We start from the raw sequence: 14732 nt of genomic DNA, 5'->3' as shown, positions 1-14732 counted from the left end.
CACACAGCCGTACATAACGACCCACTATGGCATTTCAAGGGCGCAGAGCCGGTGCGTGGACAATTTGTCTCACCTTTTGGTGGAAATCCGGGACTGTCAGGAATTTCCCGTGCGGCCTCCAAATACCTCGGTGCTTATCAAATCAGCGCCCGCGCCGCCGCCGCTGCGATGGCAATGTGCGCGGATCTTTGAACGACCAAAGCTCTTCATCCGCCAGCGCCAGATTGAGTCGCGTTTTTTCCAGCCTGATTCGCGTCACCGCCCCTTGCCCGTCCATCACCTCCCAGCCGCGCAGGCTTAAGCTTGGGGGGCCATCGGGCTGCGACGTTTCCTCGATCAACAAGGTGAGATTGCCCTGTTGATTATTGGCAGGATCATCCACAGACACGAGAATGACCGATTGCCCGCCGATCTCAAGGCTGTTGACCATGGCATCCGCCGCCCGCAGATCGATCTTTTTCTGCACCAGAATTCCCAACGGCGTATCATCGATGGGCCAGCGTGTCACCTGCCCCACATCATAATCAATAAAGCTCAAAAGCGTGCCATCGCTCACCAGCAAAAGCGGTGTTTCATCAGTATATTCAAAGCGCAGCCGCCCCGGGCGATCCAAAGACAAAACCCCCCGGGTGATGGTGCCATTCTCGGCGATCTGAATGAAATCGGATTTCAGGGTATCGATCCCATTGAGGAACGCCTCAACCTTATCGATCCTTTGGGAAAGGCCATCGCTTTCCACATGCTGCTCACTCAACTCCGCCAGCGGCTCGCCTGGCTCTCCGTCACGATCCTGGGCCAAGGCATCAAGGCCGGCCAAGGATCCCAGCGTAAAAAACAATGCCGCCACCAGATCGCGCGCCATATGAAAACCCTTTCATCAAATCCGTGCATCCCGATCCCGATAAAGACAGAGTCCATCCGCGCCCATCAGGACAGGGGCTAGAGGAGGATTTAGGGCCCGATCGCGGCTTTTTAAAGGGCAAGACTGTTTTCACATGATCTCTTATCTTCAAACTTCTACTTTACCAGCATCTCAAAACGCGTTTCGACACTGCCCTTTTCAGCTTGCAATCAATTTTTATAGACAATCAGCTTAAGGTTTTTCTGGCGCGGTAAGGTCGAATTTCCCTTGTGCTGCCGCTATCGGTTCGCGGATCAAAAGCAATGGTTTTCCCACCGTTCCGCTTTTACTTATCAACTTTTTATCGAAGGTCTCTAAGGCATCAGCCACAAGATGAATCGCTGTAGCAACATGGATAGCGTCTTTAGGCTTAATACTATTATCCCAGACGAGAATTTGCGCAGATTCCGAAAGTTTACGCGTGACGTTGTAAACGCGAATGTAACTACGTCGAAAAAATTTTTGGACCAACTCTGCCTTGTCTTTTTGTACTCTCGGGCCACCGCGCATCCAAAGAACTTCAGCAAGGGTAAGTGCAGACGTCACTATGATGACCTCCCCTCGTTCAGCCCGCTCTAAGACATCTTTACATTTTTCGACCTTACCAGCCTCTGCACACAAGTGGCCTAAAAAACAGTCGCTATCCCAGTATATTTTCTCAACCATCATGCACTTGCCATGATACCCCTGACATCATCAGCGGATGGCAATTCCTGATCATCAGGAAGCACATCAATAACATCAGCTTCAATACTAATAGGCGTGCCGTCTTTGCGATAATGAATGCGCCCATCAATCTCGACGCGTTTCCTGAAGCTATCCAAAACAATTTGCATGAGTCCTTCCGGCACAACACAGTTAATGGCCTTAGGGTATAAATAATCTTTTATCCTGATCTTTATGGACTCGGAAGCATCAAAAATAGCTTCAAGACGTCCCTCTATCGTTCCAAAGTCGTAATAGTCAGATTCCCAATCTTCTCTCACAGTATTTGCAATACCGGCTTCAATAACAATGGGTTTTTTCTTGACCCAAAGATTCACACCTTTGCCATTCTGATATTTTGCGGCTAGGTCGGATAAATTCTTAAGGTGCCCTATGGCCTTCTCGGAAAGCCCCGCACCTGCAACATCACCGCGTTTAAGCGCCTCCAATCCATATTTGGCTTGTTTATATATATTCTCTACGCGAGAAATCGGTGCAGAAAGCCTAGGCTCAACGCCAATTAAGGAGGACCCTTCTCGAACTCTCACCGTCCAACCGACATCTACGCCGTCACCTTTTTGCGCATCTGTTATCTCGGACACATAGCCAATAAAATTTCGAGCAGCCGCCAAGAATTCTTCGGGGGACAAGTCGTCTCCCAAATCAATCGTAAGATCTGTTGGTATCTGGTCCGGCGTTGCCATGTGTTACACTTCCTGCACCCTTAACGCAGATTCTATGCGCCCAAAGAGGCACGGTAAAGTAATCTCTTACCTACTTTCTTAGAAAGCGCCATCCGCGCCCATCAGGACAGGGGCTAGAGGAGGATTTAGGGCCCGATCGCGGCTTTTAAAGGGCATCAGCCCTCATCATCCCGGGGTGGCACCAGAATTTCCCGCTTTCCGGCATGATTGGGGGCGCTGATCACGCTTTGATCTTCCATTTCCTCGATCAGCGATGCGGCCCGATTATAGCCGATGCGCAGCCGCCGCTGAATATAGCTGGTGGAAACCCGGCGATCGCGCAAAACCACATCCACAGCTTTGTCATAAAGCGAGGCATCGCTCTCGCCGCTATCGCCCGAAGGCCCGGGGATGAAGGGGCTGTCGAAGCCCTCGCTGGGCTCTTCGGTGACATCTTCCATATAAGACGGGGCGGCCTGCTTTTTCAGATGCTCCACCACCCTTTCCACCTCGGCATCCGACACGAAGGCACCATGCACCCGGGTGATCCGCCCGCCGCCCGCCATATAAAGCATATCCCCCATGCCCAGAAGCTGTTCGGCGCCCTGCTCCCCTAAAATGGTGCGGCTATCGATTTTCGAGGTCACCTGAAAAGAAATGCGGGTGGGGAAATTGGCCTTGATAGTGCCGGTGATCACATCAACCGAAGGCCTTTGGGTCGCCATGATGAGATGGATGCCCGCCGCCCGCGCCATCTGCGCCAAACGCTGCACCACCGCTTCCACATCCTTGCCCGCCACCAGCATCAGATCGGCCATTTCATCGATCACGATGACAATCATCGGCAAAGGTTCGAAATCGAATTCCTGTTCTTCATAAAGGGGTTGGCCGGTGTCTTTATCAAACCCGGTCTGCACCTTACGCTTGATGGTTTCATCATTTTCCCGGGCTTCGGCCACCCGCTTATTATAGGCGGCCAGATTGCGCACCCCGATTTTCGACATCGCCCGATAGCGTTCTTCCATCTCGCGCACCGCCCATTTCAAGGCCACCACGGCCTTTTTCGGTTCGGTAACCACCGGGGTCAAAAGATGGGGAATATCGTCATAAATGCTGAGCTCCAGCATTTTTGGATCGACCATGATCATTTTGCAGCGTTCGGGCGGCATCCGATAAAGCAAAGACAGGATCATCGCATTCAGGCCCACCGATTTTCCCGAACCGGTGGTGCCCGCAACCAATAAATGAGGCATCGAGGCCAGATCGGCGATCACCGGCCCCCCGCCGATATCCTTGCCCAGAATCAGCGGCAGGCGGGCAGTGCTGTTTTCAAATGGGCGCGAGGCGAGCAAAGCGCTCAAAGGCACCATTTCCCGAACGCTATTGGGCAATTCGATGCCGATGGCATTGCGCCCCGGGATTACCGCCACCCGCGCCGAGATCGCGCTCATGGAGCGGGCAATATCATCCGCTAAGCCGATCACCCGCGCCGATTTCACTCCCGGTGCCGGCTCCAGTTCATAAAGGGTCACCACCGGGCCGGGGCGGACCTGCACGATCCTGCCTTCAATCCCGAAATCATCGAGCACGGTCATCAAAAGCCGGGCATTCTGTTCCAGCGCATCCTCGCTTAAAAGGGCATCGGGATCAGCGGCTTTGGGCGCATCCAAAAGCTCAAGAGGCGGCAGGCGAAAGCCATCGAGATCGGGAAAGAGCGAGCCCTGGCGTTCTTTTTTGGCTCGCTTGCTTTCTTCGCGGGTTTCTTGTTTTCCGGCCTTTTTACGCTTGATTTCAGGGCTGGATCGGGGGGCATTGCGGCTTTTGGGCTGGCGCCGGGGGGTGGGGGCCTCATCCGTTTCACGCCGGCGCACCAAAGCCCATAAAGCCATAAAAAGCCGCCCGATGCCGCGCCCAAAGCGGCCCAGAACGGCCAGAACTGCGCGCCATTCCGCCCGCGAAATGCCCAGCGCTGCCAAAAGCGCCAGCACCCCCCCCACAAAGCCCACAAGGGCCGCAACCCAGCCCGGCGGCGCCCAGCCAAGGCCCGCGCCAAGACGATAAAACCAACTGGCCAGCCGATCCCCCAATAAGCCGCCATAGCCAAGACCATCAAAAGGCCAGGACCCCAGCAATGACAAACGGGCCGACGAAAAACTGAATGACGAAAAATACGATGCCGCCAAGGCAAAACACAAAGCCGCCACCGGCAAAACCAGAAGATGGGTCCAAAACCACGGAAGGCCGCGCGCTGACCCCACCCGCCAGCCCCAGCCCAGAAAGGGAAGCGCCAAAATCACCGAAGCCAGCCCCAGAGTTTGCAGCAAAAGATCGGCCAAAGCCGCGCCGGGAAAACCCAGAAGATTGCTCACCCCATCATCTGTAGAGCGATTGAGCGTGGGATCGGCAGGATCAAAGCTTGCCAAAGCCAAGATGATCGCCACCCCGATGGCCGCGATCAAAAGCCCGAAACATGTTTGCGCCCAGCGCTTCAGCGCCTGTATCATGGCGGCTGGCAGCAGTGGCGGTTTATGGGTATTGGCCTGTCCTTGCGCCACGCGCTTCATCCTTTTTGCCTGTTGCTTTTCTGCGGCATCTGTTGTTGATCTTGCCCCGTATCATCATCATGCGAAAATAAATGAGCCCAAGAGGAATGCCAACCCAATAGACGGCCCAAGAGAGATGACACAGCAAAGCGTTCAGCGCTAGACTATGATCATCATCTGCACAAGACGCCCGAACACAGGGTAACAGGAACGGATTTTATGCCTGATCATGGTGATATGAAGGTTGATATCGCAATTATCGGTGGCGGCATGGCCGGTTTGACCGCCGCCTGCGGACTTGCTCATTATGGGCTTGAGGTTGCCGTGATCGATGCCGCATCGCCGCCCGATCTGACCCATGAAGCCTATGATGGCCGCTGTTCGGCGATTGCTTTTGCCTCGGTCGAAATGTTTCGTGCCCTTGATATCTGGTCACCCTTGGAAGAAACCGCCCAGCCCATTCATGAAATCCGGGTATCCGACGGCGCTTCGCCCTTGTTTTTGCATTTCGATCAGGCCGATGTGGGGGATCAGCCCCTTGGTCAGATGGTGGAAAACCGGCATCTGCGTCAGGCCCTGTTTTTCCGCGCCGGGCAATTCCAAAATCTGCACCAGATCGCACCCGCACGCCCCCTTTCCATCAGCCGCGATGATCATCAGGCCGAAATTGTGCTATCGAATGGCCAGCATCTGGCGGCGCGCCTGATCATTGCCGCCGATGGACGCAACAGCAGCCTGCGGGCCGAGGCCGGAATTCCGACCCCGCAATGGCGCTATGATCAGGCGGGTATCGTTGCCAGCATCGATCATGAATTGCCCCATTGCGGCATTGCCCATGAACGCTTTTTACCCGATGGGCCTTTTGCCATCCTGCCCCTTAAGGGCAATCGCTCCTCTTTGGTGTGGACCGTGCGCGCCGATTGCGCCGAGGCCATCATGGCCCTGTCCGCCCGTGGTTTTGAGGCCGAAGTGCAAAAGCGGGTGGGGGATTTTCTGGGTAAAGTCAGCATTGCCGGGCCGCGATGGAGCTATCCTTTGGGTCTGCATATGGCCGAGCGCATCATCGATCAGCGCCTGTGCCTGATCGGCGATGCCGCCCATGGCATTCACCCTATTGCCGGGCAGGGGCTTAATATGGGCCTGCGCGATATTGCCGCGCTGATCGAGGTTCTGGTTGAAGCCGCCCGCCGGGGCGAAGATATCGGCAGCCCCTTTGTGCTGGAACGTTACCAGCGCTGGCGGCGCACCGATAATGTGACCCTTGCGGTTGTGACCGATGCTTTGAACCGATTATTTTCAAATGATATTGCGCCCATCCGGCAGGCCCGGGATCTGGGCTTGGGACTGGTCAATAAGATGCCTTTTTTAAAGCGGTTTTTCATCAGCCATGCCCGGGGCACGGTGGGCCATCTGCCGCGCTTATTAAAAGGCCAATCTGTTTAATGGATAGGGCCGTTTGATATAAGAACGGCTCAAGGGCGGTGTTTTGCTGTGGATAAGGTTTTGACCAATGGCCGATCTTCCCGCACCGGCTGATAATCCTGATACACAAATTCAACCCTGTAATCGATGGAACCAAAAGGCTGCCCGCCGCTGACCGCAAGGCTTTGCTGGCGGATCACCGGGGTGCCATCGGCCAGCCTTTCAAAGCGGATCACACCCGTCCCCTCATGGATCCGCACCAGCCAATGGGGCTTGAAAGACTCTTCGACCTTTAAGCGGATTTCTGTGACCAGCGGCTTGTTGGTGCGGGTATCAATCACCGCTTCACCAGAAATCCGGTCGGAAATATCGTCCCCCTCCAAAAGGATGGAACCCACGCCCAAACGCCTGATCTGATAGATGGATTGCTCTTTGGTGCGCGATAAAAGGCTGACCTCGCCATCCAGATAATTGAGGATCCGGCCATAGGTTTCGGGCGCCCCGCGTTCTTCGGATTGTTCATATTTGCGCAGATATTTATCGGATGGCGGCTCTTCATTGCGTTCCAGCAAAAGCCACTCTTCCCCATCCGGACGGGTGGGATCATAAGCCGCCCGGCGCTGCCGGGTTTTGCCCGAATTATCCGTGTAGATGCGAATGAGGCGGTAATCATCGGCAGAAATGCTGGCGGCTTCAGCGCGCACGGCCTCCAGAACCGGATCGGCCAAAGCCCCGCTTGCCCAAAAAACCAAAAAGAGGCCGATCAGCATCGACCGGATTTTGTTTCCAAACACCATCATTCTCCACATATCCGGCTGTATCGATCCTGATCAAGCCCATAGGTTACAGCATCATGATAGGGGTTTAGAAAATTGTGGATGAGCAGCCGATGAACATCCGGCTTTTAGGGCACGAAAAAAAGCCGATCAGGCCTGATCGAGCGCGCGGGCTTCATCCGCCAGCATAATCGGCACCCCATGGCGAATGGGAAAGGCAAGCCCGGCTGCTTCGCTCACCAGTTCCTGCGCCGCGCGATCATAGCGCAAGGTGGTTTTGGTCAGCGGACACACCAGAATTTCCAGTAATTTCGGATCGATCAGATCTTTTTCCATCGGGGCTGTCCTTTATGGGGATCACAATCCCCCTGAACAGGCATGAGGGGGCATGAACGGGCCTTCACACACGGCACGGTTTAATTCGGTATTTGAGGCGGGCGATCATCATCCTCATCAATCGTGGGATCGGCAAGGGAGAATTCCATCAAAGTGATCATGGTTTGGGTTCGCTCGGTCAGGCTGCGGGCTTCGAGCAAAGCCTGCTTTTCGGCGGGCTCGAACGGACAGATCATGGCCAGCGAATTGACCAGAAGCTCATCGGGCGCCTTTTCAATGGATGACCATTCAGCATTCAGCCCGCGCTGTTCCAAAAAGCGGGTGAGGCTACCCAAAAGGGCATCGCGATCCACCCCGGCGCGGCGGGCGGGAATGGCCCGATCCGTTTCAAAATCGCGATAATCCACCTTCATCTGGCGATAAGGCGTAAGGCTGGACAATTCTTCTTCGATGCGAAAGCGGCTCACCCCCTTGAGACTGATGAGAAAGCGCCCATCATCGGTTTCCGCAAAAGAGCAGATGCGCCCGGCGCAGCCGATCTCATAAAGGCCCGCCCCATCATTGCCCTGCCCGCCTGCGATGGCCTGAGGCGTGCTGCGGGGCTGAACCATGCCGATGATACGATCCGATCCCATAGCATCACGGACCATCTGCACATAGCGGGTCTCGAAAATATTGAGGGGCATTTCACCGCGTGGCAATAACAGCGCCCCAAGCAGCGGAAATACCGGTATCACGGTCGGCAATTGCTCTTCACTCGGCGAGACGGATTCAGCCATTGTCTCTCTCCACCTGAAAGTCTTCATTCCTATGAACGGTTCCAACAGCAAAAAAGATCATATCAGGAAAACAAGACGGACGATAAACGCCGCCGCCAACGCAAGGTAAAGGGATCGGTTGGACCTTTTGATTCAAATAATTTCAGCAAAGCTGCCCGGGCCGCCCCCTCATTCCAATCGCGATCCGTGCTGATGATGGCAATCAGATGCTCGGCCGCTTCTTCCGGGCGCTGATACGCCGCCAAAGCCCGGGCCAGGTCAAAGCGCGCCTGATGATCATCCGGTTGCGCCCTGTGAGCAGCTTCCAGGCTATCGAGATCGCCCACTTCTTTTGCCAGATCGGCCAGTTCCAGCGCCGCCCGCGCCTTCATGATGGCGGGATCATTGGCTTTATCAGCCGGAATATCAGCCAATAGGGCCCGGGCTTCCTCAAGATGCCCCAGAGCCAGATAGGCCTGCGCCATCCCCCCCAGAATGCGGCTGTGATCCGGCTCGGCATGGCTCAGCCCCCCCAAAATACGCAGGGCTTCGGCAGGCTGATTGGCATCAAGGGCCGCAAAGGCCTGATCGATCATGGCATCGAGGCCATCACCGGGATCGCCTGAAAGCTTGATCAACTGATCGATGAAAGCCCGCACCTGGCTTTCGGGCAGGGCCCCTTGAAAGGCATCCACCGGCTGGCCCTTATAAAAGGCATAAACCGTGGGCACGGATTGAATCTGCAATTGCGCGGCGATATCGCGATTTTTTTCGATATCCACCTTGATCAGGGCCACCTTGCCCTTATGCCCCCGCACCAGCGTTTCGAGCATAGGGGTAAGCTGCTTGCAGGGCGCACACCATTCCGCCCAGAAATCGACCAGAACCGGGCGATCCTTCGAGCCTTCCAGCACATCCTTCACAAAAGAGCGGGCATCGGCATCCCGGATCAGATCATTTTGTGCGGAAGGTCCTGATGCTCCAGACGCCGAAGAAATAATATGGTCCATTTTTTCCTGTCCTTCAGGGTTTGCGCCTGTTTTTTTGCCGGTCCGCTTCAAAAACGCAGGGCAGCCGCCGCCATCCATCTATAGGTATCATGGCATATATGAAACACTTGGCCGGTTTTTAACATCTTTTGAGAGATTGACCAGACAAGAGATCGCTTTCTTATCCGTCAAAAGCCCTCTTTTTCGCTGGACTCTCACCCCCAAGGCCCTTATATCGCCTGCCGGTAACGCTGATCCCGGTTTTGTCTTACCCGGTTTGAGAAAAAAGTCTGTTGCATCCTTCTTGCCGATGCGTATAGTCCCGGCGTTACCCGGTCATTGGCCGGACCCATATGCGGGCGTAGCTCAGGGGTAGAGCACAACCTTGCCAAGGTTGGGGTCGTGAGTTCGAATCTCATCGCCCGCTCCAGTTTTTAAAAACCAGTCGCTCAGGCCAATCGGTCAGAACGGCTGGTTTTTTATATCCGGTGGATCGGCAGGCCCTGTGGCTTTTTCGGTGATTTTGAGGCCACATCGGGGTTGGGACCCGGATTAGGCCCAAGATTAAGCCTGTGAGGGGGTCTGAGGGCGGTGAAAAAATGCCCCACCAAAAAGGCGGCATCCTGCTCGATATCATATTCATCAGGCGCGCGCAGATAATCGGTATGAAGGCCGCGCATCAGGCCATACAGCCCCAAAGCCAAAGTGCGGGGAGAGGCCCCCGCCGCCGGCAAAATCCGGCCATTTCCGTGCAAGCGCGCAAAAAAATCGGTGAGCGACCGGATCACCTCGGCGCGGGCCGTGTGTTCACGCTCAACCAAACCCGCCATATCGGCCACATATTCGCATTTCAAAAGCAGAATCGTATAAACCCGGCGCATCTGTTCATCATGATGCATATCGATCAGGCAATTGATGCATAAAGCCTGCAGGTCATCGAGGCTGTCGGTGCTATCGAGAAGCTGATAAAAGCTGCGCTCCATCGGCATCCGCACCCGATCAACCATGGCATTGAACAGATCGGATTTATTTTCAAAATGCCAGTAAAGCGCCCCCCGGGTGACCCCGGCAGCCTGCGCAATCTGCTCAAGACTGGTGCGCGAAACCCCCCGCTCCATAAAAACCCGCTCGGCAGCATCGAGCAGATTTTCCCGCGTTTCATAGGCTTCCTGCTTTGTGCGCCTGACCATCATCCACCCCCAATCAAGAATTTTACTTTACATACATTTAAGAATGTATATTAATGCGCCCCATGGTGCAAGGCCAGCATGATGAGCCTTTAATTCATAACGCAGCGACCGGAGATCTTTTATGTGGCGTGAACGACAATCGTTCCCCCTCAGCCTTGTGCTGGCTGGGGTTTTGTTCCTGTCTGCCTGCGGTGAAAAGGGCGGCAATGGACAAAACGACAATGGCAATCAAGGCCCGGTCGCGGTTGAAGCGATGACCATAAAGACCGCTGATATCGCCATCGAGGATGTTTATTCCGGGCGCACGGCGGGATCATTGGATGCCATCATCAAAGCCCGGGTCGAAGGCACCTTGATCGAGCGCCCCTATAGCGAAGGGGCAAAAGTGAAGGCCGACGATGTGCTGTTTGAGATCGATCCCGAACCCTTCGAGGCAGCGATGGAGGAGGCCGAAGCCGCACTTTTGCAGGCGCAAATCACGCTGAGATCGGCCGAACGCACATGGGAACGCGCGCGCGATCTTTATGCGAATAAAAATATCAGCGAACAGCGCCGCGATGATGCCTATACCAATCGCGAAGTGGCCATTGCCGGTGTTGCTTTGGCGAATTCCCGGGTTCACGCCGCCCGGATCAATCTGGATTACACCACCGTGCGCGCCCCCTTTGATGGGGTGACGGGGACCGAGATTCAATCCGTGGGCAACCTGGTTGGCTCCACCCCCGAAAACAGCGATCTCACCCGGCTCACCCGGCTTGATCCCCTTTATGTGGATTTTTCCATCCCCGATGAAAGCTGGCTGATGCTGCAGCGCCTGCTGGCCGATGGGCAGCTGATCAAATCGGTTGATGGCCCGCTAAACGCCCGGCTGGAAACGGCGGATGGCCGGATGCATGCGGCAGAAGGCCGGGTGGATTTCACCGCCGCCACCATCGATCCCACCACCGGCACCGTTAAAGCCCGGGCCGTGGTTCCCAATCCCGATCATCATCTGTTACCCGGGCAATTCGTGCGGGTTCATCTGGGGGGATTGACCCGGCCTGATGCCATCGTCATTCCCCAAACGGCGGTGATGCAGGATCAGAACGGGGCTTATGTCTATCGCATCGATGCGCAAAATATCGCCCAGCGTGCGGCGATCCAAACCGGCCCCCTTTATCAGGATGGCTGGATCATCGACTCAGGCCTGAAAGCCGGTGATCAGATTGTGACCAAAGGGCTTTTGCGGGTAAGACCGGGGCAATTGGTGGCCCCGGAAACCACAGACCGCAGGCCATCGAGCGCCCCGGTCAATGCGACTGAAAAGGGGAGCCGCGGCTGATGTTTTCCCGCTTTTTCATCAATCGCCCGGTTTTTTCCGGCGTGTTGGCGATCGTCATCGTGCTGGCCGGGCTGATCGCGATGCGCAGCCTGCCGATCGAGCAATATCCCCAGATCATCCCGCCCGAAGTGGTGGTGACGACCAGCTATCCCGGCGCCAATGCCGAAACCATCGCCACCACCGTTGCCGCCCCCATGGAGCAGGAAATCAACGGGGTGAGCAATATGATCTATATGCGTTCAACCAGCACCAATGGGGCGCTGTCGTTGAATATCAGCTTCAAGATCGGCACCGATCCCGATCAGGCCGCCATCGATGTCAATAACCGGGTGAAAATCGCCGAAGCCCGCCTGCCCGAAGAGGTGCGCCGGCAAGGGATCAAGGTGGAAAAGCGGGGCAGCTCCATCCTTTTGGTGGTGGCCATGACCTCGCCCGATGGACGCTATGATTCCACCTTTATCAGCAATTATGCCCTTTTGAATGTGATCGATGAATTAAAGCGCCTGCCCGGTGTGGGGGATGCCGCCCAATTTGGCGCCCGTGATTATTCCATGCGGATCTGGCTGAAGCCCGACAAGCTGGCCCAATATGGCCTGACCGCCGCCGATGTGGCCGCCGCCATCCGCGAACAGAATGCCCAATTTGCCGCCGGGCAGTTTGGCCAGGAACCCATGGCTGCCGATCAGGCTTTTACCTATAGCGTATCCACCCGGGGGCGGCTGATCGAGCCATCCGAATTTGAGCAGATCATCCTGCGATCCGATGCCACCGGGGCCAGCCTTCATCTGGGGGATGTGGCCCGGATCGAGCTGGGCGCCCAGCAATATGGCCAAACCGCCACCGCCCTTGGCAAAACCGCCGTGCCCATCGCCATTTATCTGCAGCCGGGTGCCAATGCCCTGGAAACAGCGGCGGCCGTTTCTGATAAAATGGATGAGCTTTCCGCCCGCTTTCCTGAAGGCATTGCCCACACCATCCCCTTCAACACCACGATGTTTGTGAAGGTCTCGATCCAAGAGGTGCTCAAAACCTTTGGCGAGGCGGTGATCCTCGTGGCCCTTGTGGTCTTTTTGTTCCTGCAGAATGTCCGCGCCACATTGATCCCCCTGCTGGCCATCCCGGTCTCGATCATCGGCACCTTTGCCGGCATGTATGTTTTGGGATTTTCCATCAATCTGCTGACCTTGTTTGGCATGGTTCTGGCCATTGGCATCGTGGTGGATGATGCAATCATCGTGATCGAAAATGTCGAGCGGCTGATGACATCGGAAAAGCTCGATTCCAAAGCGGCGTCGCTGAAAGCCATGGAGCAGGTGGCCGGGCCGGTGATCGCCATCGTGCTGGTTTTATCGGCGGTGTTTGTGCCGGTGGCCTTTCTGGGTGGGCTGAGTGGTGAGATGTTTCGGCAGTTTGCCGTAACGATTGCGGTTTCTGTGTCTATTTCAGGCCTTGTCGCCCTCACCCTCACGCCCGCTTTATGCGCCCTGTTGCTCAAGCCCACCCATAAAGCCCCGGCGGCCCCCTTTCGCTGGTTCAACCGGGCTTTCACGAAAACCACTGATGGCTATATGGGTGGGGTTTCCGGGCTTTTGCGCCACAGCGTTTTTGCCTTGCTGCTGTTTAGCGGCCTGATCGGGCTGACGGTTGTGCTGTTCCGGCAGGTGCCAGCGGGACTTTTACCCTCGGAAGATCAGGGCTATGTGCTGATGGCCTACCAATTGCCCCCTGCCGCATCCCTTGCGCGCACAAGGGACATCACCACAACCATGACCGAAAGGCTGATTGACGACGCGGCGGTGAAATCGGTGGTCACCGTATCGGGCTTTGACATCCTCACCTTTGCCCAGAAAACCTATAGCGGCGTCTCTTTCGTGCCGCTCAAGGATTGGTCGGAACGCATGGAACCCGGGCAAAATGCCCAGGCTTTGGTTGGTAAATTCATGGGCATGGCCTCGGATTTGAAGGGGGCGCAGATCTTTGCCTTCAATCCCCCGCCGATCAATGGCATCAGCATGACCGGCGGTTTTGAGGGCTATTTGCAAAATCGCGGCGGACAAAGCAGCGATGCGCTGGCCGCCATGGCCAACAGGCTGGTGGAAGCCGCCAATGCGCGCCCCGAACTGCAAGCCGTGCAATCCCTGTTTTCGGTGGGCACCCCGCAATATTTCATTGCCCTTGATCGGGAGAAAACACGGGCGCTCGATATTCCCATCGATCAGGTTTTTGCGACGATGCAAAGCACCTTTGGCAGCCTTTATGTCAATGATTTCACCCTTTATGGCCGCAATTATCGGGTCAATCTGCAATCCGAAGCCGATTTCCGCCGCACCCCTGATGATCTGCGCCATGTTTTTGTGCGGGCGCAAAATGGCGATCTGGTGCCTTTGGCCAGCCTTGTGCGTGTGGAGCGGATCGTGGGGCCTGATGTGATTGATCGGTTCAACAATTTTCCGGCTGCGAAAATCATGGGCGAACCCACGCCGGGCTATAGTTCGGGCGAGGCTTTGGCCGCCATTGAAGCCGTGGCTGGCGAAATCCTGGATGAAAATTACAGCCTGGGCTGGATCGGCTCCACTTATCAGGAAAAAGTGGCCTCGGGCAGTGGCGGGCTGGCGTTCGGTTTCGGCATCATCATGGTGTTTCTGATTTTGGCCGCGCAATATGAACGCTGGACCCTGCCGATTGCCGTGCTCACCGCTGTGCCCTTTGCGGTGTTCGGGGCGGTTCTGGCCACATGGCTGCGGGGGCTGGATAATGATCTTTATTTCCAGATCGGACTTTTGACCCTGATCGGGCTTTCGGCGAAAAACGCCATCCTGATCGTTGAATTTGCCATGCTGCAAAGAAAAGCCGGGGAATCGCTCAAAGAGGCCGCCCTCAATGCCGCCCGCCTGCGCTTTCGCCCCATTGTGATGACCTCCCTTGCCTTTACCCTGGGGGCCGTTCCTTTGGCGCTCAGCACCGGAGCCGGGGCATCGAGCCGCCATGCCATCGGAACCGGCGTCATTGGCGGCATGCTCGCCGCTACCTTCATCGCCACCTTCTTCATTCCGGTGTTTTTCAAGCTGATCAGCCGGCTCACCGATAAGGATGCATGATCCATCGCTA

The 14732-nt window shown here is 55.9% G+C and carries 12 protein-coding genes and 1 tRNA gene; 4 read left to right on the top strand and 9 right to left on the bottom strand.

All coding sequences use genetic code 11. The features are described 5' to 3' along the window. Positions 1–142 precede the first annotated feature (142 nt). The 4 genes from QK300_RS00600 to QK300_RS00585 all read right to left on the bottom strand — a co-directional run bounded on the left by QK300_RS00600 (position 143) and on the right by QK300_RS00585 (position 4853). The gene (locus QK300_RS00600) at positions 143–862 is read right to left on the bottom strand and encodes an outer membrane lipoprotein carrier protein LolA (protein WP_281299913.1); all 720 of its coding nucleotides are present in this window, start codon (positions 860–862) and stop codon (positions 143–145) included. Positions 863–1093: 231 nt separating this feature from the next. Beyond that, the gene (locus QK300_RS00595; protein ID WP_281299914.1) at positions 1094–1570 is read right to left on the bottom strand and encodes a type II toxin-antitoxin system VapC family toxin; all 477 of its coding nucleotides are present in this window, start codon (positions 1568–1570) and stop codon (positions 1094–1096) included. Continuing rightward, entirely contained in the window at positions 1567–2310 is a 744-nt protein-coding gene (locus QK300_RS00590; RefSeq protein WP_281299915.1) for a hypothetical protein, read from the bottom strand. The genes QK300_RS00595 and QK300_RS00590 overlap by 4 nt, the downstream gene beginning before the upstream one ends. A gap of 155 nt (positions 2311–2465) precedes the next feature. After that, on the bottom strand, positions 2466–4853 hold the full coding sequence (locus QK300_RS00585) for a DNA translocase FtsK 4TM domain-containing protein (protein WP_348651785.1): 2388 nt from the start codon (positions 4851–4853) through the stop codon (positions 2466–2468). Positions 4854–5051: 198 nt separating this feature from the next. Between QK300_RS00585 and QK300_RS00580 the strand changes: the two genes are divergently transcribed. Continuing rightward, a complete protein-coding gene (locus tag QK300_RS00580) occupies positions 5052–6275 on the top strand; it encodes a UbiH/UbiF/VisC/COQ6 family ubiquinone biosynthesis hydroxylase (protein ID WP_281299917.1) in 1224 nt (407 codons plus the stop codon). A 29-nt stretch (positions 6276–6304) separates the two neighbouring features. Here QK300_RS00580 and QK300_RS00575 read toward each other — a convergent pair whose 3' ends face one another. From QK300_RS00575 to trxA, 4 genes are all read right to left on the bottom strand, one after another. Next, positions 6305–7054: a hypothetical protein gene (locus QK300_RS00575; RefSeq protein WP_281299918.1), complete on the bottom strand. Its 750-nt coding sequence runs from the start codon at positions 7052–7054 to the stop codon at positions 6305–6307. Between the two features lie 126 nt (positions 7055–7180). Next, the gene (locus tag QK300_RS00570; protein WP_042088260.1) at positions 7181–7366 is read right to left on the bottom strand and encodes a Trm112 family protein; all 186 of its coding nucleotides are present in this window, start codon (positions 7364–7366) and stop codon (positions 7181–7183) included. 80 nt (positions 7367–7446) lie between these two features. Then, positions 7447–8145 (bottom strand): LON peptidase substrate-binding domain-containing protein, encoded by a 699-nt coding sequence (locus tag QK300_RS00565; RefSeq protein ID WP_281299919.1) that lies wholly within the window; start codon positions 8143–8145, stop codon positions 7447–7449. Positions 8146–8207: 62 nt separating this feature from the next. After that, positions 8208–9134 (bottom strand): thioredoxin, encoded by a 927-nt coding sequence (gene trxA / locus QK300_RS00560; RefSeq protein WP_281299920.1) that lies wholly within the window; start codon positions 9132–9134, stop codon positions 8208–8210. Between the two features lie 334 nt (positions 9135–9468). On the opposite strand from trxA, the gene QK300_RS00555 reads away from it, so the two are divergent. Further along, positions 9469–9543 (top strand) — tRNA-Gly (locus QK300_RS00555). Positions 9544–9592: 49 nt separating this feature from the next. Here QK300_RS00555 and QK300_RS00550 read toward each other — a convergent pair. Then, on the bottom strand, positions 9593–10303 hold the full coding sequence (locus QK300_RS00550; protein ID WP_281320799.1) for a TetR family transcriptional regulator: 711 nt from the start codon (positions 10301–10303) through the stop codon (positions 9593–9595). Between the two features lie 121 nt (positions 10304–10424). Between QK300_RS00550 and QK300_RS00545 the strand changes: the two genes are divergently transcribed. Next, on the top strand, positions 10425–11624 hold the full coding sequence (locus QK300_RS00545) for an efflux RND transporter periplasmic adaptor subunit (RefSeq protein ID WP_281299922.1): 1200 nt from the start codon (positions 10425–10427) through the stop codon (positions 11622–11624). After that, positions 11624–14722 (top strand): multidrug efflux RND transporter permease subunit, encoded by a 3099-nt coding sequence (locus tag QK300_RS00540; protein WP_281299923.1) that lies wholly within the window; start codon positions 11624–11626, stop codon positions 14720–14722. Before QK300_RS00545 ends, QK300_RS00540 begins: the two co-directional genes overlap by 1 nt. The last annotated feature ends 10 nt before the right edge of the window (positions 14723–14732 follow it).

The organism is Iodidimonas sp. MBR-22 (genome assembly GCF_029946565.1).
GTDB lineage: Bacteria > Pseudomonadota > Alphaproteobacteria > Sphingomonadales > Rhodothalassiaceae > Iodidimonas > Iodidimonas nitroreducens.
The sequence above is the reverse complement of the archived record's forward strand: the minus strand, read 5'-3'. Positions and strand labels throughout refer to the sequence as shown.